This window comes from Amycolatopsis sp. NPDC114484 (genome assembly GCF_055633755.1).
Genome location: NZ_JBVKDQ010000006.1, coordinates 208,914 through 227,177 on the forward strand (window position 1 = coordinate 208,914; position 18,264 = coordinate 227,177).

Consider the following 18,264-nt stretch of genomic DNA (forward strand, 5'->3'; position numbering starts at 1 on the left):
TCGGCGAAACCGGCCTGCCCGAAGCACTTCCTATGGCATCATCCGCCGGTGACCGGCGAGCGGAGCGACCCGCACTCCATCGGGGCAGAAGACCTCGAGGACTTCGACTCCTGGACCGCACAGGCCGCGCTCGCCTCGCTGATCGACGAAACGCTCGGCTCCCCCGAGGTCACCCGGCTCCTCGCCCGTGAATCGCTGCGCACCGAAGTCGTCCGCGAAGAACTGTTCGCGAACGAGACGCTCCTCGCGAAGATCCGGACGCTGCAGGACCAGGTCATGGCCGAGGGCGACCGAGGCTTCCGTCCGCGAAACCGCGCGATGTCGCCGCGCGAGGTGACCTGGCTGCTCGCCGCGGTGCTGCTCGGGTTCGCCTACCTCAGCCTGATGACCGCCGCGTGGGCGCAGCTCCCCCTGTTCTTCCGGATCTTCGCCGGCCTGATGATGCCGTGCGTCCTGTTCGCCACCGGCGCGCTCGCGGTCCGCAAAGTCACCGCGTTGCGCGAGTGGATCAACCCGGACGCCATGCAGTTCCACGAGGAGCAATTCGGCCTGGGGCCGCGCCGTTCGTTCGCCGCGCGCGAGATCGTGCTGCCCGAGGTCCGCGACGTCATCTCCGCGCACCGGCGGCTGCATTTCGGCACGACACTGGTTTTCGACCAGCAACACGACCTCGGCGAGGAGGACAGCAGCCGAATTGTGCCGACAGCGGCGGCGAAACGGCTCCGACGCGTCCTCGAACGCGCGGGCTCCGGCGCGGTCGCTCTTGGCGGGCAACGCGGATCGGGCAAGACCACCGCGATCCGTTCCATGCAACGAGGTCTGTTGCACGGCAGCGAAAACCCGGCGCCGCTGGTGGTAGTCGCCTCCGCTCCAGCTACCTATGACGCCCGCGATTTCGTGCTGCACCTGCACAAACTGTTATGCCAAGCCGTGCTCGCCCGGGTCCGGCAGGTACTGGGTCCGGGAACCGGCTGGCGATGGTGGACCCGCCGGATCCTGCGCGGAACGGTCGACCTCGTCGTGTCGGCCGCGCTCGGCTGGGCAATCGGCGGCCTGCTGTGGAACGGGAACTTCCCGCACTTCCCCGCCGAACTGTGGCAAACCATCACCAGGATGCAGTTCCCTGACTTACTTGGTCCTTTGTGGACAGACCAGCCGCTGACCAACCGGATCGCACTGGCCGCCGTCGCCGTCCTCACGCTCCGCTGGGTGGCGAAACTCCTCACGGCAGCGGTCGGCGCACTGGTGCTCCTACTGCGGCGGAAGTCGTCAACCGGACCACGCGCCCTGCAAGCCGAAGCGCGCCGACAACTGCTCCGTATCCAGTACCTGCTGACCTACACCACCGGCTGGTCGGGCAAACTCGCCGTCCCGGCAGGCGGCGAACTGGGCCGCACCCGCACCACGCAACGGGCCGAACAGCAGCTGACCCATCCGGAGGTCGTCGACGAGTTCCGCGCGTTCGCCCAGCTGACCGCCGAATCGTTGCGCGAGGAAGGGATCACCGACCGGGTCGTGGTCGCCATCGACGAACTGGACAAGATCGGCGAGCAGGACAAGGCCCAGCAGCTGGTGAACGACATCAAGGGCATCTTCGGCGTGCCCGGCTGCCTGTATTTCGTGGCCGTGTCCGACGACGCGGTGCTCAGCTTCGAGCAACGCGGCCTGGCCGTGCGCGACGCGTTCGACAGCGCGTTTTCCGAGGTAGTGCGCCTGGAATCGTTCACCCTCGACGAAAGCAGGCTGTGGATCGCGCAACGGCTGCCCGGCGTCCCGGAACAGTTCTGCTATCTCGGCCACTGCCTCTCCGGCGGCCTGCCGCGCGACCTGCGCCGCACCACGATCGACATGGTGGACGTGACGACCGAACACTACGAGCCGTCGCTGTCGACGGTCACCGGCATCCTGGTCAGCACCGACTTGGCAGCGAAGTCGAGCGGCTTCATCGCGCAGGCTCGCGGGCTCCCGCAGACACCGGAACTGGCGGAACTGTGGCCGAAGCTGCTCCGCATCCCCGACACCCGCGAAGCAGTCGAACTCGCCGAACTAGCCACCGAGTTGCACGAAGGCGCAACGCCCGACCTAGCCGACGCGGTCAACCGGCTGCGTCTGCACAGCGGCGCGTTCGTCCTCTTCTGCGCCACCGTCCTGGACATGTTCACCGACGCCCTCACCAAGTCCCGCCTCACGCCGAGCCTGCACGAACTGGCCATCGCCCGACGCCGGCTCGCGCTGGACCCGCACCTCGCGTGGGCCGCCTTGACCGACTTCCGCAAAGCGCACGACCTGCCCCTGCCCGGCCAGGCATAACCAGCCCTTCTGGGGCACGGAAGAGCCAGCTCTTGGACTTCTCGCCGCGCCGCTTCTAGCGTTGCGCCCATGACCACCTACGTCCTCGTCCCCGGCGCCTGCCACGGCGGCTGGTGCTTCGACCGGCTCGCCGGCCAACTGCGCGACCGCGGCCACCGCGTCCTCCCGCTGACGCTCACCGGTCTCAGCGAACGGCAGCACCTGCTCAATGGCGGGGTCAACCTCGACACCCACATCGAGGACGTCGTGCGCGCGATGCAGGCCGAGCAGGTCGAACGCGCCGTGCTGGTCGGGCACAGCTATGGCGGGATGGTCATCACCGGTGCCGCCGACCGGGTGCCGGAACTGGTCGACGCGCTGGTGTACCTCGACGCTTTCGTCCCGGAAAACGGCGACTCCTGCTGGACGCTCACCGATGACCGGCAGCGCGAGTGGTACCTGAGCGTCGGCGAGACCGGATACGCCGTGCCACCGCTGCCGTTCTTCGACCCGCGCGCGTCGGCTCACCCGCTGGCGTCGCTGCTGCAGTCAATCCGGCTCGACACGGACCTGAGCCGATTCCGCCGCCGAGACTATGTGTACGCCCGGATTTGGGACGGCGGGTCGCCGTTCGAGCCGACTTACCGGCGGCTTCTCGACGATCCACAGTGGAATGTCCACGCACTGGACAGCAAGCACGACGTGATGCGCGACGCACCGGAGGAACTGCTGCGGATTCTTATCGACGCCGCATCCTAGAAAGCGCTCGATTACGGCCGGCAAGATTACCGCGCAAGCACACGTAGGAGCATGCTCGGCGGAAGCAGTCCACTGGGCACAGCAAGTGCGCCCCGCCCCAAGCCGTCACCCCTCCAGCGAAGGAACCCGCTCCCCCACCGGCGGCAACCCAGGCGGCGTCCCGTCCCCGAACGGACGCCCGCCCAGGCCCTCCCGTCCATGCGGCGTCAGCCACCCCGCCAGTTCCGGCCCCAGCGGCACCACCCCGGTCGGGTTCACGTTCCGGTGCACCACGTAGTAATGCTCCTTGATCTGCCCGAAATCGATCGTGTCCCCGAAACCGGGCGTCTGGAACAGATCCCGCGCGTACGCCCACAGCACCGGCATCTCCGTGAGCTTCTGCCGGTTGCACTTGAAATGCCCGTGGTACACCGCGTCGAACCGGACCAGCGTCGTGAACAGCCGCACGTCCGCCTCGGTGATCGTGTCTCCCACCAGGTACCGCTGATCCGTCAACCGCGAGGAAAGCCAGTCCAGCCGGGAGAACAACGCGTGGTACGCCTCTTCGTAAGCCTCCTGCGAAGAGGCGAAACCGGCTTTGTACACCCCGTTGTTCACGTCCCGGAACACCTTCTCCGCGACGTCCTCGATCTCGTCGCGCAGCCGCTCCGGGTACAGCTCGGGCGCGCCGTCCCGGTGGTAGGCGCCCCATTCCAGAGACAGGTCCACGGTCATCTGCTTGAAGTCGTTCGTCACGATCTGTCCACTAGGGACATCCACAATGGACGGAACGGTGATCCCGCGCGGATAGTCCGGGTACCGCGCGAAAAACGCCTCCTGCAGCCGTTCGATGCCGAGCACCGGGTCGCGGCCGCCGGGGTCGAGGTCGAAGGTCCAGCTGCGCTCGTCGTGTGTCGGGCCGCACAGGCCCATCGACAGCACTTCTTCGAGACCCAGCAGCCTGCGCACGATCGACGCGCGGTTCGCCCACGGGCACGCGCGCGCGATCACCAGGCGGTAGCGGCCCGGCTCCACTGGCCAGCCGTCGCGGCCGTCGGCGGTGACGCGGTCGGCGATGTAGTTCGTGTCGCGCTTGAACTCACCCTGGTCGGGCATCGGAAGCCTTTCGTCGGGGGCGGGGCTAGTCGTCCGGGCAGGCCGAACAGTCCGGCGGCTCCAGTGCGGCGGCCAGCCGGGCGAGGATCGGGCCCGCGGCGCGGACCTCCTCGGGCGAGAGGTGGTCGAACAGGAACGAACGCACGCGCTGGAGATGCCCGGGATACGCGGCGGCGAGCTTCGCCCGCCCGAGTTCGGTGAGCGTCGCGTGCGCGGCCCGGCGGTCCTGCGGGCATTTCACCTTCCGCACCAGTCCGCGGCGCACCATCGCCTCCACGACCCGGCTGATCCGGCTCAGCGACAGCGCCGCGGCCTCCGCCAGATCGGTGAGCCGCAGCCTGCCTTCGGGCGCTTCCGACAGCGACACGAGCACGGTGTAATCCGTCAGCGAGACGCCGTTGTCGTGCGCGAACTGGTCCTCGAGCGCCCTCGGCAGGACCGTGACGACCCGCATCAGCGGACGCCACACTGCCTCTTCTTCGCTGGTCAGCGGAGATCTGTTCACCACAGAGGGGGAGTATATCCGACACTTGCTCGCGCAATCAGTTATTGTGGGCTACAGTGCTAGTTGAACACTCAACCAAGAACCCGAAGGAACGGAACACATGACCAGCGCGACCACCTACGCCCACCTGACCGGCACCTACACGATCGACGGTTCGCACAGCCGGATCGGCTTCGTCGCCCGCCACGCCATGGTCACCAAGGTCCGCGGCTCCTTCAACGAGTTCGAGGGCTCGTTCACCCTGGACGGCGAGAACCCGGCGAACTCCAGCGCGAACGTCACCATCCAGACCAAGAGCGTCGACACCCGCAACGCCGACCGCGACGGCCACCTGCGCAACAACGACTTCCTGTCCTGCGACGAGTTCCCGACCATCACCTTCACCTCCACCGGGATCGCGCAGACCGGCGAGGACACCTTCGACGTGACCGGCGACCTGACCGTCAAGGGCATCACCAAGTCGGTCACCATCCCGTTCGAGTTCGGCGGCTCCGCGAAGGACCCGTTCGGCAACGACCGCGTCGGCTTCGAGGGCTCGACCTCGATCAACCGCAGCGACTACGGCGTCACCTTCAACGCCGCGCTCGAGACCGGCGGCGTGCTGGTCTCGGACAAGATCACCCTCGAGTTCGAGATCTCCGCGATCAAGAGCGCCTGAAGGAACAGCCGGTGAAGGGTTCCGGAATCGGAGCCCTTCACCGCGGGCTTCAGACGTCGAGCGCGGTGCCGTAGAGCCGCTCGACGGGGAGCCGGAGCACGACCCGTCGCTCGTCCACCTGCTGCTTCAGGAACGCCTCCGCGTCCTCGGGCCGCGCGGCCTCCGGGAGCATCGCGAGCAACTCCCGTCCGACCGCGTCGCCGGGAACCTCGGTGACCTCGGAAACCTCCGCCTGTCCCTCAGCGACGGCGAACGACCACACGTCGCCGCCCTGAACGTGCAGCGTCGCCCGCGGGTTGCGGCGCAGGTGGCCGACCTTGCTGCGGTCGGCAGTCGTCGAGAAACGCACCGTCCGGGCGTCGGGATCCCAGCTGTACAACATGGTCGTCAGATGCGGCTGACCACTGCGTTTGATCGTCGCGAGGGTGCCGAACCGCTGCCGGCCGAGCAGGGCCGAGAGGGCTTCGTCAGACAGTTTCCGGGGTGCGGGTCCTTGACTCATGCCTTGGCCAACTCTCCACCCGTCCGGCAAATTTCCGCGAGCCACCCCTATTTCCGGCACCCCCTGTTTTCAGGCGCGCAACCCGGCGATACCTACCTCCAGCGCGGCTTCGAGGTGCTGCGGCTCGCCGGTCGTCAGCAGCATCAGCACCCCGCCCTGCACCCCCGCCAGCAGCGCCGACGCCGCCTGCTTCGGGTCCAGCCCGGGCCGGACCTCCCCCGCCGCCCGCAGGTTCTCGATTCCGGCGGTCAGCTCGCGGAGCCAGCGCTGCATCAGTTGCGTCACCACCGCCTGCGCACCCGGCGTATTGCGGCCGATCTGCGACATCACCACATTCAACGGACAGTGCCGGCCTTGCTCGGTGTAGTGCGCGAGCACCACCTTCTGCCACGTCCGGAAGTCCTCCCAGGTGCGCAGCGTGCCGAGGGACGGCTGCTGCACCTCCAGCACCCGGTCGGCCTCCCAGCGCGCGACGGCCAGCAGCAGTTCTTCCTTGCCGTCCGGGAAGTAGTGGAACAGCTGGCTTTTGCTGGTCCCGGTCTGCGCGCGGACGTCGTCCAGCGTCGTCGCGAGCACGCCGCGCTCGCGGATCACCTCGGCCGTGCCCTCCACGATCCGTTGTCGCGTGGCCTCGCCCTTGCGCGTGAGCGTCATCGCCTGCCTCCTGAATGGACCAGCGAGTCCACTCTACGCGCGAAAGATCAGAACGCCGAGCCTCCGTCTGACCAGGACGTCTGGCCGAAGTCCTCGTCGTCCACCGGCGCCCGGCGCGGGCGAGGCCGTTCCGGCTCCGGAGCTTCCTCGGCCTCCGCGACGGCTTCCTCGGGCTCCTCGACGTCGGCCGCGGCTTCGGGGGCCCCCTTCGGCCAGACGCACGGCGACGTCGCACCGAGGTAGAGCTTGCCGAGTTCGTTGGCCTGCAAGGACATGTCGAAGCCGTCCCGCTCGTTGCGCGCGAAGACGTACTGGTCGGTGGGCCGCCGGTCGGTCAGCACGGTGAAGCCGTGCCCCTGCCACCACTTCACGACGGCCTCGAACTGCGCCTTGAAGGTGTCCGGTTCGAGGCCGGTCACCTCGTAGGTGGCGGAGATCTCGAACCGCCCCGCCGGACCGTTGTCGGTCGGATCGGTGCATTCGGAACGGTTGCGGGAGAACAATTCCCGGGCGGCGGGCGCGGGCAGTGCGGAGAACGCGCCGCGCACGTAGTCCTCGACCTGGTCGCGGGCTTCGTTTTCGGTGATCGTGGGGGTCATGGCTCCACCTCCTGGGGAGCAGGCTACGAGGGGAAGGGCGGCGAGGCAGGCCAGCGCGGTTCGGCGCGCCGTCACGCCGGCAACCCGGCGATGATCCGGCCGAAGCTGCGCAGCGACGGGTTGTTGTCCTCCCAGTATTGGCTGTGCGCGGCCCCGGACAGGCCGCCCTCGTACCAGGGTCCCTTGTCGCCCGGCGCCGATTCGAAGACCTGGCCGCCGAACCCGTCGCCTGCCGGGCTCGGGCCGAGCGGGTCATGGCCGGGGAGACCGATGTTGGTGATCTTGATGAGGTCGTGCTGCGCGACCGTCGAGTGCACGTGCTGGGCTACCTGGTCCTGCGGCACGCCGTCGAGATGCAGTTGATTCGCGTGCTCGACGCCGACGCCGGGGCTGCCGACGAAGATCAGGTCGTCCGCGTTGAGCCCGCCGTCGCGAGCCGCGTGGCCGATCACCGTCGTGCCGTAGCTGTGGCCGAGCACGGTGTTGTGCGACGGCGCACCCTCATGCGACGCGCGCAGGCCGTCCTCGAATTTCGACAACGATTCCTTGCCGCCGTCGGCGTATTTCTCGCTGGCGGCGTCCACGAGCTCGTTCGGTGCGTCGTAACCACACCAAGCGCGTCAACCAACTACACTGTTCAGTGCGTCTACCAGCGAGGATACGGACCATGAGCGCATCGGCACCCCGGAAGCGGCGGCGGTTCAAGAAGCAGCAGAGCGAACGGCCGCCGGTCGTCCCGTTCACTCCAGACGGCGACGCGGCGGTGTGCTACGCCCGCCAGTCGCATTACACAGACGAGAGCATGTCCAGCGAGATCCAAGTTAGGGACACGCATCGCTGGAGCAATGCTTACGACGTTCCGATTGTGGCAACAATCGAAGACCTGCATGTGTCTGGAGACCTAGAACCCCACAAACGAGAGGGACTCAAGGTCTGGTTGTCGGATTTGCCGCCGAAGCCGTGGAAAACCTTGGTTGTCCCCAAGTTGGATCGACTCGTGCGCAACGTGTTGGACGCACTCAATCTGCTGGAATGGCTCAGGGCACGCGGTAAACGACTGATCTGCATCGCAGAAGGAATCGACTCAAGCAACTCGATGGCCGAGTTCATGATTACACTAATCGCCGCATTTGCCCGCATGGAACGTGAACGCATGAGGGAGCGTTTCCGTTCAGCAAAAGCAGCACTCAAGGAAGCCGGTCGATGGAGTGGAGAAGGCCACCTTTACGGAACCATGCCAGTAGAACTGCCCGGCGGTGGTTGGATTCTCGGACTTGACCCTTACGCGGTTAAAATTCTTCACTCTCTCTCAAAGCTGGCGCGAACGGGAAAGGGGGTCACCGACATGTCGAACTGGCTGAAAGAAAACCACGTCGTGGCCCCACGGGACAGGCAATTGCAGCTAGCAGCAGAACGACGCGGAGAGGATCCCGCAGAAGTTGAGCTAAAAGGGCACGAGTGGCATCCGCACACAATAACCCGCCTGCTGACAAATCCGGAACTCGTGGACTACGGAATATTCGAGCCAGCCGAACAAGATGAAATAATTGCCAAACTTCAGGAAAAAGCTCCCCGACAGGCACGTGGCAGCAACCGGGCATACGAATTTTCTGGCGTCCTGGTGTGCGCGGATTGCCTTGAACCACTTTGGCACCGAATGGCCAGAAAGAAAGAGATCCGGCAGAACGGAAAGGAAGCCAGTTACGAATACCACTACTGGCGATGCCCGACACGCAAGCATGGTCCGTCCATGCGCGCCGAAGAAGTCGAACCGCTCGCCACTGAGGCTTTCTATAAAATATTTGCAATGGTCCCAGTTCGAGAGCGCATCATTTTGCCGCCAACCAGCCATGCAAACCAAATCGCAAAACTTGAGCGCGAATACGGAAAGCTGATGTCCAAGGTCGCACGAGCCAAGTCACCAGAAGACCGCCGCCGAATCACAGACGACGGAAACAAGATTCTCACCGAAATCGACACATTGCGAGCGCTTCCAGTCGACCCCGGGGGCGTGCAGTGGGTGCCGACCGACCGGACCTGGCAACAAGAACTGGCAGAACTCTCCCCAGAAGACCGCCGCCTCAGGTGGCTGGAACTCGGGTTTACGTTCGCGGCACAGAAGCGCTGGGACGGCACATGGAAAGCCGGGTGGCTGTTACCGGACGGCTGGCGAGAGGCAATGCCAGAACTGGCCGAATGGTACGACAAATCTGCCAATACGGGCGATGCGTTAGAGTTCACAGATCTCCTTGAACCATTACAAGAATAGGCCCAGTGAAGCAACTATTCTTCGCAGTGTTCATCCGGTTCCCCGTCTAGGCCAACTTGATGCGCCTCCCGAATCACGGAAGCGGTGAGCATTAAGGAAAGGAGCGCATTCGTTGGCGAGTACTGAGTATCGCCCACAGCATGAGCAGTGGCATGCCTGTTCCATTTTGACGGAGGAGCCTTGTGGTCGAATTTCTCAACCAGACCGAGAACGGGCCAATGCGTTATAGCCCACCTCATCGCAAACGGGGTGTTTTCGATCTTTTGCCTAAGCCTTACGTAGTATCCATTATTCACCGGCTCCTGAACAGCATCACGAAGCACGGTGTCCAATATATTGGTAGCCAGAGCTTGCGCAGCAGCAGAATTATCCTGCTGAAATGCGGCTATCGCTTTACCCAAGAAATCAGCATGTGTTCCATACGGCCCCGTGCGAGTCAATGAGACCACCGCCGCGCAGTCATTAATAATTTCCGGCATAAATTTGCGCAGTACATCATGATGCTGGTCCGGATCGACAGCCAGGAGTTCCTTTAGGACAGCAGCTCTTGGTACCCACGTGACAGGAATTCCCGCCTCCGCGAGCTCCATAAGCTTGAACGGGTCAGTCCTTTTCTCCAGATCAGCCCAATTGTCAGAACCCTGATGCCTAAGGGCTTCACGCTGCCTGGACGTGATGTCAGAAAATACATCTTGAACAGTCGATATATAGGGAGCCAGAAAAAATTCCGGCTGCTGGAACTTAAATACACGACTGTAGTCAAGTGCCGGAATTTTGATGATTGGCTCTTGAAACCGGCCAATGAGCCATTCGTAATTATTCGATTGTTCCTCAATTCGCCGTGCAGCCTCAGCGACACCGTTCGCCCGTTCAGTCCATTGCTGAATACCCAATGACAGTTCACTGTAGGGACGCATGATCTTCTGCATCTCAGCAGCGATCTGTCGATACGGATTTTTCCAGGCGTCGTCACCGAGTTTGGCGATGTAGTTTGGGAACGGTGGGCCATCTGGCTCTCCGGCAGACGACTCGAACTGCTCGGGCTCGTCAGCCGAATGGCCATTGGCCTCATCAGACTCTTCTGGTCGCGAAGTTTCGTCGCTGGCCACTTGGTCCTCCCTCATCCTGACGTTGTCCCCTGTAGTCGGTGATCGTGGCAATTGCGTTTCACGGACGACGCCCAAGCGCGAACACTGCCCCGGCGAACTGGATCAAGTTCGGACGACACGGATGCGATCTCGGCGCTCTCCCCGTGATCTCCCTCAACGAGGGAGCGCCCCTTCGCCGTACGGGCGAAGGGGCGCTCTATCGTCATGCCGGGACCGGGCAGTGCGCGTAGCAACCCCGTTACGCGCCGCGTTAATCCTGACAGCCGCCTCGGCTCAGCGCTTCGCATGCTGCGCTGATCCTGGCCGCCACCTGCTCAACATCTGCGCCGTCAACGGAGACCCACAACGCACCGTCCGGCCCCGCAATAAGCGTGGCGGTGCTCGACCGAGATCGAGCCGAGTTCGCCGGGTTCCCCTTGCTGTCGGCTTGTTCACCACCTGATGCGTCAGATCCATTCCGAACGCAGGCACGCTGGCCATCCTCGCCGTTGGCCTCGCGGTCGTGGTTGTGGTCATAGTCGCTGCCTTTCGTCTGGGCTTGCGGCGTGGCCGGGCGGAGGGCGCTTTCTGCCGCGTCGGCTGGCCTAGTCGTCATCGGCACCTCCGCTGGGGAGGGAGTCCGGGGGTGCGATCTCTCGGGCTTTTTTCTCGGGGGTTTCGGAGGTGCTCCGGCGGGTGCCGCCTCGCTTCCCCTTGCCGCGTTTTACCTGTTCAGAAGGGGGAGTCGGGGTGTTTCCGCGGACGGGGAGAACTCCCCGACTCCCCGAGTCTTCCCCGCTCGCCTCCCCGCTGGTTTCGTCCTCTCCGTCTTGGCGCGTGGCGAGTGCGGCAGCCACGTCGTCGGCCCGGATGACCATGACTCCGTGCGACTTTGCCGGGGCGATGTGATGATCAGCGAGGGCGGCGGACAGGTCGGTGAATGTCCATCCGTCGTACTCCTCAGGATTGTGGACAATGAGGCGCGCTAGGACAGTTTGTGTCCGGACTCGCTTCTCCCCGCCGCAGACTTCCGCGATGTCGGCGAGGTGATCAGCCGGTTCCGGTGCCTGTTGGTCCGTGCTGGCGGTGAGGGCGACCGGCCGCCCGTGTTCGGCGAGCAGGGCCATTGCTCGGGCGATGACTGGGGTCACCAGGTCGGTTCCGTCCTCAAAGGTCACGTAGAAGGTGCGGACCAGTTCCCACGGCTCGTCGGTGATGCCGACCGCGACACAGGTTCCCCGGTCGGTTTTCATCCTCAGTTCCGTGGCGCGGATGCCCGCCCGGTACCGGCCCGCGCCCAGCAGCCCGTCATTGGCGATGTGATCGGCGACCGCGAACGCCACCCCGCACGAGACGTTGCGGGTGATCTCCTTGGGAATGCTGTCTTTCGTCGGCGACTGGGTGGCCAGCAGGAGAATGATGCCGTACTTGCGGCCGCGCTTGATCAACCGGACCGCGAGTTCTTCGGCTTGCTTCCCGTGTTTCTTGTGCTGGAACAGTTCGTGACACTCGTCGATGGCAAGGACCAGCGGATGCAAGCCCAACGCGGCACGGTCGGCGAGCTTGCGCGAGACCTTCGGCGGCTGCCCCGGCTGAGCCCCGAGCGTCCGGCCGCGCCGTTCCATCTGCTCTGTGAGGTCCCTCAGCGCCGCCACGGCGTCGGCGGCCACCGAGTCGTCCATCCCCATCCGGTAGCGGCTCAGGCGCGGTTTCAGGGGCTCGAAATCGGGACTCTCGCCCATCACGAACACCTGCAGTTCCGCGGTGGGGTCCAGCGCGGCGCCGAGCAGCAGTGTCCGCATCGCTGAGGTCTTGCCCTGCCCCGGCCGCCCGCCGATCAGCCAATTGGCTTCCAGCAAGGGCGCGTTCACGATCAGGCCGCGCTGAGTCAGCCCGAACGGCACGCCCTCGAACACGTCCGCGCTGCCCTCGTGCAACAACGGCCAGTCACCCGCACCGCCTTGCAAGGTGCCCTTGTCGGCCACCCACAGGTCCAGCACTCCGTCTTCGTCGCCTTTGGTGGGCCACGTTTCCAGCGACGCGCGCCCGAGGTTCGCGGCCAGCGTGGGCCGCCGGTCGGCGACCATGTCGGCGGTCACCCCGAGCGGCATCCGGATGCGGGCGAACGTGCCGTCTCCGTCCGTGCGGGGAGGGATGGGGTAGACCAGTTCCCCGCCGTTCTTGAAAAACGCGTTCATCGGCGCGATACCGAGATGCGCCAGCGCCCGGGAGATCATCCGTTCGTCCACCCAGGAATCCGCATCCGCCCGGTCCGGCTGAGTCAGCCAGCCCGCACCGGGGGCGCGGTCGCGTCCTTCCCACACCGCCGCCACGGCCCAGCCGAGCGGGCCGAGCACCGCCAACCATCGCGCGGCAGTCACGAGCACCGTGCCGCACACGTCGCGCACGTCGTACACCGTGGCCAGCCATCGGGGCATGGCCGCCCGGTCGAACAACATGTTCGTCAGGGCCAGCAGGACCAGGACCACGGTGAGCGCAGCCGAGCCGATCAGGACCCGGCGCAACCCGATGCCGAGTTTCGCCCATCGTGCTTTGGCGTCGGCGCGGATGGTTTCCTGCGCCTCCCGCCGCGCTTGCGCGTCCCCAGACATCCGGGCTTGCCGCGCATCGCTGCGGAGATCCGCGTAGGTGGCCCACGTCCATGCCTTGACGATCCACCGGCCGTGCCCCCGCAGCAGGAACCACAACAGCCGCGCCAAATCACGCGGGAGCTTCCGCGCCCGGTAGGCCAGCAGGCCCCGCCAGCGCGCAACCCGCCCGGACTCGCGCACCCGGCCGAGCAGGCGCCCGGTGCACTCGATGAACGCCCGCCGCACCACAGCCACCGGCCGCCGGTCCGCCGTCGCCCGGCTGTCGTCGGCGGTCACGATCTCGCCGTCGTACACCTTCGGCACCAGTTCGCCCCCGCGCGGGTCCTCCGGCGTGCTCATCGCTCACCCCCGTCCGCGTCGGCGGCGAGAGTGGCGGCCAGCCGGGAGGACAGGCCACGTGAGCATCCGGTGACCTCCCGCACCCACGCGGGGGTGACGGGTGCCTCCGGCGACCCGACCGCGCGTGCCTCGCGGGCTACGGCGAGGTATTCGGCGAACGACGTCCGGCGCCGACGGCCGGATGCCGTGCCCGCAGAAACTCCCTGGTCAGAGGCGGGTTTTTTCGGCCCGTCCGCGGCCGGCGACCTCACCGCGGAATTCGCCGGCATTGGTCCGATCGTGGACGGTTCCGGCTGGTCAACGGCACCGGCGAACGCCGCCGATTCCGGCGCCGACAAGCACCGCTGCGGCCCCGGCGCCGACGGGCGCCCGGCGGACTCCGCCGCCGACTGGGCCGCGCCCAGCTTGTCCCGCAGATCGGTCACCGCTTCGGCGGCGACGAACACCACCAGCGGCGGCACCGAGTGCAAGACAACCCCGGCCGGGCTCCCGGCCGTGAACGCCTCCCAGGTGTTCATGACATAGGTGGCGGTGAGCGTGAACCACTTCGCTGCCCGCACCCACCGGCCCGTCCGGACCCCGTGCCGTGCGGTCACCTGCTCCGCCCGCAGGATGGACAGCAGCACCACCGACACCATCGGATCCAGCAGCCAGGCCGTGCACCACGGCAGCGACCACGCCGCCGCGCCGTTCGCGGCGAACTGCTGAACGTTGGTCATCGTGAACGCCAACCCCAGCAGCACCCCCGCCCAGCACAACCGATCCACTTGCACGGCAACCCGTTCGACCGATTCCGCCCCGTGGACAGTCATCGGCGACCACCCCGCCGCATCTCGCGCCGGAAGTCCACAGTCGTCACCGTGAGCGCCTTGGTTAGCGTGTAGGAACTGAACAGGGCGGGCAGGCCGAGCGCGGCGACCCGCAGCAGCCACGGCGCCCCGGGGTAGGTGAACGCCAGCCACTGCACCCCGGTCAGCACCGCCGCGCCGACCAGGACACGACCGGTCAGCGACAGCAGCCGGGCACTGGCCCGCGCCGCGTCCGCCGCCCGGCGGGCACGGCGAGCGGACGCGCGCCACACCCACAACACCAGCAGCGCCACACCGAGCGCCGCGAACAACACGTTCGGGGAGACGTTCATGAACGGCCCCCGTCCCGCCGTTCACACCACGCGAGGTACGCGACGCGCCGGTCGTCTTCGGCCAGCGCACCCCACACTCCGAGCGTCGCGAACCCCGCCGTTCGGAATTCCAGTTCCAGGCAGGCATCCCGCACCGGGCAGCCCGCGCAGATCTGCGCGGCGGCGCAGCGGTCCGGCGAATCCGTCCCGATGACGTCCGGTTCCACTGGATCGCCGGAGGGCCACATGCACGCCCCGTCACGAGTGACCAGAGTGGACAGAACTTCGGTCGGCACAGCCTCCAAGTAGTCGAGCCGAGCGGCAACGGCCGCATAGAAATCGTTGACAGGATTGGCGTTCATCGCTGCCCCCCGTCACCAGGGGCGGGCAGCAGCAGAGCAACCGCATGGGCGGGAACGACCAGCCGACCGCGACGGCGGACCGCAGGCAGCACGCCCACCCGGATCAACCGGCACACCTCGGACTCACCGACACCGAGAACCCACGCAGCTTCACGGATAGAGAAGACGCCCGTAGAAACCGGGCGGGAAACATGCTCAGACATAGTTTTGGTTCCTTTGACTTGGTTTCCGGCCCGCTTCTGCGAACCGTGAAACCAGTAAGCCGTCGAATCAAAGAAACAACTATGTACGCACCGGAATACGGCTATGCCGATCCCGAAATAACCCCAGCTCGAACCGTAAAACCGCGCAATCGCGTATTCCCAGAAAGAATATTTTCGACGCGATATTCTCAGCCGGGATGTTGATCATCCGGGGGTCGGCCGCAGCCGGTCCGCGGTAACTCCGGAACAGGGTCTTGACCTGCGAAGATGCGGCGTCACGGGCACTTACTGAACGCGACCACCTGACTGCCCTGCCCGCTGATCTGCTGCATGGTGAACACCCCGAAACGCGACGGCCCGGCACTCGGCGGGTCAACGTTCACGCGGCACGCATCAATGATTTTGCGCCCTCCCCCGATATCCGTGGTCGCCGACGCGTCGAGCACATACGCCGTGGTCGCATTCTGATACGCGATGCCGCCGCGCACCCCGCCCGGAACCTGCCGCGACAGAACGCCAATCGCGTGCTCGCACGTGTCCGCGCCGACCGCCGACGCGAAATCCCTGCCCGCCTGAGGCGCGAAGAAAAAGCACCCGCGTTCCGGATGCCCGGTCGCGATCGCGCCCACCAGCGCGTGCACCAGGTCCGCCCCGCTGCGCGGCAAGATCCCGGGATAGGCGGCGTCATGCGCCGCGTCGAGGTCGCGTTGCCACTGCGCTGCCTGCTCCGCAGCGTCCAGGCGCCAGCCGACCACCCCGGCCGCGACCAGCCCCAACCCGACCGCCAGCGCCGCCACCGCGTGCCATCGACGCACCGGCCGCCCCAGCCCCGGCACGGGCAGCCTCCCGGCCCGAACCCGAGGAATGGGCACGGTCACCTCCGCCGGATTCTCCGGCGGCACCACCGCCGCCTGAGAAGCCCTCAGCACGGGCGGACGCCCCGCCGGGCGACTCGGTGCCGCCCGGCGCGTCCGCAGCGTCCACAGCCACCACAAGCCCACGGCGAGGACGATTCCGCCGACCACCAGCGCCCACCCCCACAACGGCACCGCCGACAGCCACCACACATCCGACGCCAGCAATCCGGCCGCAAGCGCCCCCGGCCGCCGCACGCCGATCATCGCGGCCACCACCAGCACGACTACCGCCACCAGCCACGGCCACCAATCGCCGCTGAGGCGCCACAGAACGAGCGCCGCCGCGCCCGCGACCGCGAGCGCGGCCCACTCCGCCACACGACTCCCACCGACCTCCCGGGCCGGTCCCCGTCCGGTGATCTTCATACGGCCACGGTAACCCTCGCTGGCCGTGACCTGCGGTTATTCCGGCGCGAGCATGGCGCATACGGAGGTTGACATAGACGCTCCCGCAGTGCTCGCCGGACGGTTGCAACTGACTGCAGACCGGCAACCACAAAGGGTAGGCATTTTCGATGATGCATCGAGCGCGTAACACGATGGTCCCCGCATGATCGTTACCGCGTTATTGACGACCGACATTGCACGTGTCGCACACGGCATGTCGGAATCTGTCATTCTCGTGGACGAGATTCTAAGCATCGATCACCGCGCATTCGAATCAGTACTCTTTGTTGGCGACGAGGAATTCCGCACCACAAAAGATGGCCCCTTTCCAAATCATCAAATGCGGATCAGCTCCTCACCTGGCCGCAACTTTGCGGCGCTGAACTATATGGATAACGACGATGTGATGCCTATTGCGAACTCTTACAATCCGGCGCGGCCGGTTCCTGAATTTGATCTCATATTTAACGGCACCACCGGAACCGTCTTTCCTCGCACGGCTCTTATTGACATATCACGCGCACGGGAGGCGGTTCTGGAGTGGCTTGACACCTGGAAACGGCCCACTTGCATCGAATGGAGACCTTACGACCAATATTAGGGTAAATGACTTATTCGCGAGTCAAACAAGTGTTAGGGATTGATTATCATGGCGCATGCGCGGCGGCGGTCGTTGGGGGAGCTGGAGCAGTCGTGGACTGAGGCGTATCAGACCTACGCCCGGTTGTATGACGTCGAGCAGCGGGAGAGCACGGACGTGGCGCGCGCTCAGCTGGGCTACGCGGCGGAACAGGTTGCGAAGATTTGGCACGAGCTGGGCGAGGTTCCGTCGATGCCGTGGTGGATCACGGCCGCTGTCGTGTTGGCGGCGCAGGAATTCTCGCAGCAGGCGGTGGCGCTGGCCACGAGTGTGTCGGAACCGGCGGTGCAGGCGAGGGCGGAACGGGTCCAGCTGACGAATCCTCGGCGGTTGCCGAGTTCGCGGCCCGGCTGCGGAGGCCGCAACGGTCGGGGGGCGTGATGACGACGAAAACGGGTCCCCGGACGCTGGCGGAGGCGCGCGAGGAGATGACGCGGCGGACGCCACGGGAACGGGTGTCGCTGGAGGAAATGGTGCAGTTTCACGAGGAGAACATGCGGATGTACAGGGAGGTGGCCGAGATAGATACCCGGCACCATCACGAGGCACTGAGCTTCGCTCAAATCGAGAGTATGCGGATTGCCGCACTGCGGACGGGCACGCGCGGGGCGGAGGCCGGGCGGGAATGAGTGAATGGAACGAGCCGCCGGACGAGGGGCTGCGCGCGGTGGGCGGTTTCCTGCGGGCGCGTCGGCAGAAACTAGGTCTGACGCAACGCCAGGTCGCTTTCCGTTCAGGCGTGGGACATAACTCGGTGATCCGGTACGAGCTGGGCCGTCGCCCTGTACGGACGCTGGCGATCACGGCGGGGCTGGCAACGGGGCTGGATGTGAACCCGTACGGACTGCTGCTGATGGTGGCGGACGGTACGGCGGAGATTGACCGCACGGTGTATTTACCGTCTATTTTGGACCAGTTGCGGCGCAGTGATGTTTGCGGATGTGAGCCGGAATGCCTGGCGGAGCTGGTGTTTCTTCTGCGAGTGAACGCGCGCAAGGAATACACGGTGGCCTGGAATGCGGGAGTGCACCCCTCGACCTGGGCGAAGCTGGAGCGGGGCCAATATCTGCCCTCAATTCCGGTGCTGGAGAAGATCGCGACCAGTCTGGGGCAGACGGCGGAAGACCATCGGGTGGCGTTGCTGACGTTGGCGATGCGCGACGAATTGCGGCGGCGGCTCTACGCGAACCGGCGCGAAACATGGGTGCCGCGCTGGGACCGCCCGGCGAATTTCCGGCGACCCTGGAAGGAGGAGCGGTGAGGAGC

At 65.8% G+C, this 18,264-nt stretch carries 19 protein-coding genes and 1 pseudogene; 8 read left to right on the forward strand and 12 right to left on the reverse strand.

From position 1 onward, the window contains the following. Window positions 1–48 precede the first annotated feature (48 nt). Both ACZ7SW_RS17770 and ACZ7SW_RS17775 read left to right on the forward strand, forming a co-directional pair. The gene (locus ACZ7SW_RS17770) at window positions 49–2,310 is read left to right on the forward strand and encodes a hypothetical protein (protein WP_470231491.1); all 2,262 of its coding nucleotides are present in this window, start codon (window positions 49–51) and stop codon (window positions 2,308–2,310) included. A gap of 69 nt (window positions 2,311–2,379) precedes the next feature. After that, entirely contained in the window at window positions 2,380–3,048 is a 669-nt protein-coding gene (locus ACZ7SW_RS17775; RefSeq protein ID WP_470231492.1) for an alpha/beta fold hydrolase, read from the forward strand. A 105-nt stretch (window positions 3,049–3,153) separates the two neighbouring features. On the opposite strand, the gene ACZ7SW_RS17780 is transcribed toward ACZ7SW_RS17775, so the two are convergent. Continuing rightward, a complete protein-coding gene (locus tag ACZ7SW_RS17780; RefSeq protein WP_470231493.1) occupies window positions 3,154–4,143 on the reverse strand; it encodes a glutathione S-transferase family protein in 990 nt (329 codons plus the stop codon). A gap of 25 nt (window positions 4,144–4,168) precedes the next feature. Continuing rightward, a complete protein-coding gene (locus ACZ7SW_RS17785; RefSeq protein WP_470231494.1) occupies window positions 4,169–4,651 on the reverse strand; it encodes a MarR family winged helix-turn-helix transcriptional regulator in 483 nt (160 codons plus the stop codon). A gap of 97 nt (window positions 4,652–4,748) precedes the next feature. On the opposite strand from ACZ7SW_RS17785, the gene ACZ7SW_RS17790 reads away from it, so the two are divergent. Continuing rightward, entirely contained in the window at window positions 4,749–5,306 is a 558-nt protein-coding gene (locus ACZ7SW_RS17790; protein ID WP_470231495.1) for a YceI family protein, read from the forward strand. 49 nt (window positions 5,307–5,355) lie between these two features. Here ACZ7SW_RS17790 and ACZ7SW_RS17795 read toward each other — a convergent pair whose 3' ends face one another. The 4 genes and pseudogenes from ACZ7SW_RS17795 to ACZ7SW_RS17810 form a co-directional block, all read right to left on the reverse strand. Beyond that, on the reverse strand, window positions 5,356–5,808 hold the full coding sequence (locus ACZ7SW_RS17795) for a pyridoxamine 5'-phosphate oxidase family protein (RefSeq protein WP_470231496.1): 453 nt from the start codon (window positions 5,806–5,808) through the stop codon (window positions 5,356–5,358). Between the two features lie 69 nt (window positions 5,809–5,877). After that, the gene (locus ACZ7SW_RS17800) at window positions 5,878–6,462 is read right to left on the reverse strand and encodes a TetR/AcrR family transcriptional regulator (RefSeq protein ID WP_470231497.1); all 585 of its coding nucleotides are present in this window, start codon (window positions 6,460–6,462) and stop codon (window positions 5,878–5,880) included. Window positions 6,463–6,509: 47 nt separating this feature from the next. Next, a complete protein-coding gene (locus ACZ7SW_RS17805; protein WP_470231498.1) occupies window positions 6,510–7,061 on the reverse strand; it encodes a hypothetical protein in 552 nt (183 codons plus the stop codon). A gap of 71 nt (window positions 7,062–7,132) precedes the next feature. Further along, a pseudogene (locus ACZ7SW_RS17810) lies at window positions 7,133–7,666 on the reverse strand (alpha/beta hydrolase); the annotation flags it as partial. A 62-nt stretch (window positions 7,667–7,728) separates the two neighbouring features. Here ACZ7SW_RS17810 and ACZ7SW_RS17815 point away from each other — a divergent pair. Further along, entirely contained in the window at window positions 7,729–9,330 is a 1,602-nt protein-coding gene (locus ACZ7SW_RS17815) for a recombinase family protein (RefSeq protein ID WP_470231499.1), read from the forward strand. A gap of 14 nt (window positions 9,331–9,344) precedes the next feature. On the opposite strand, the gene ACZ7SW_RS17820 is transcribed toward ACZ7SW_RS17815, so the two are convergent. From ACZ7SW_RS17820 to ACZ7SW_RS17845, 6 genes are all read right to left on the reverse strand, one after another. After that, entirely contained in the window at window positions 9,345–10,439 is a 1,095-nt protein-coding gene (locus ACZ7SW_RS17820; RefSeq protein ID WP_470231500.1) for a hypothetical protein, read from the reverse strand. 584 nt (window positions 10,440–11,023) lie between these two features. Continuing rightward, window positions 11,024–13,369, reverse strand: coding sequence for a P-loop NTPase family protein (locus ACZ7SW_RS17825; protein ID WP_470231501.1), 2,346 nt, complete (start codon window positions 13,367–13,369; stop codon window positions 11,024–11,026). Next, window positions 13,366–14,181, reverse strand: a complete 816-nt coding sequence (locus ACZ7SW_RS17830) for a hypothetical protein (protein WP_470231502.1) — start codon at window positions 14,179–14,181, stop codon at window positions 13,366–13,368. The genes ACZ7SW_RS17825 and ACZ7SW_RS17830 overlap by 4 nt, the downstream gene beginning before the upstream one ends. Then, a complete protein-coding gene (locus ACZ7SW_RS17835) occupies window positions 14,178–14,510 on the reverse strand; it encodes a hypothetical protein (protein ID WP_470231503.1) in 333 nt (110 codons plus the stop codon). Before ACZ7SW_RS17835 ends, ACZ7SW_RS17830 begins: the two co-directional genes overlap by 4 nt. Then, complete coding sequence (locus tag ACZ7SW_RS17840; RefSeq protein WP_470231504.1) at window positions 14,507–14,851, reverse strand: WhiB family transcriptional regulator; 345 nt, start codon at window positions 14,849–14,851, stop codon at window positions 14,507–14,509. The genes ACZ7SW_RS17835 and ACZ7SW_RS17840 overlap by 4 nt, the downstream gene beginning before the upstream one ends. Window positions 14,852–15,329: 478 nt before the next feature. Further along, window positions 15,330–16,337 carry a hypothetical protein gene (locus tag ACZ7SW_RS17845; protein ID WP_470231505.1) on the reverse strand — a complete coding sequence of 336 codons (1,008 nt, stop codon included), beginning with the start codon at window positions 16,335–16,337 and terminating at the stop codon, window positions 15,330–15,332. Between the two features lie 184 nt (window positions 16,338–16,521). On the opposite strand from ACZ7SW_RS17845, the gene ACZ7SW_RS17850 reads away from it, so the two are divergent. The 4 genes from ACZ7SW_RS17850 to ACZ7SW_RS17865 are packed head-to-tail and all read left to right on the forward strand — an operon-like array spanning window position 16,522 to window position 18,259. Beyond that, the gene (locus ACZ7SW_RS17850) at window positions 16,522–16,959 is read left to right on the forward strand and encodes an Imm1 family immunity protein (RefSeq protein ID WP_470231506.1); all 438 of its coding nucleotides are present in this window, start codon (window positions 16,522–16,524) and stop codon (window positions 16,957–16,959) included. A gap of 48 nt (window positions 16,960–17,007) precedes the next feature. Next, complete coding sequence (locus tag ACZ7SW_RS17855) at window positions 17,008–17,379, forward strand: hypothetical protein (RefSeq protein WP_470231507.1); 372 nt, start codon at window positions 17,008–17,010, stop codon at window positions 17,377–17,379. Further along, a complete protein-coding gene (locus ACZ7SW_RS17860) occupies window positions 17,379–17,627 on the forward strand; it encodes an AMED_5909 family protein (RefSeq protein ID WP_470231508.1) in 249 nt (82 codons plus the stop codon). The genes ACZ7SW_RS17855 and ACZ7SW_RS17860 overlap by 1 nt, the downstream gene beginning before the upstream one ends. Beyond that, entirely contained in the window at window positions 17,624–18,259 is a 636-nt protein-coding gene (locus ACZ7SW_RS17865; protein ID WP_470231509.1) for a helix-turn-helix domain-containing protein, read from the forward strand. Before ACZ7SW_RS17860 ends, ACZ7SW_RS17865 begins: the two co-directional genes overlap by 4 nt. The last annotated feature ends 5 nt before the right edge of the window (window positions 18,260–18,264 follow it).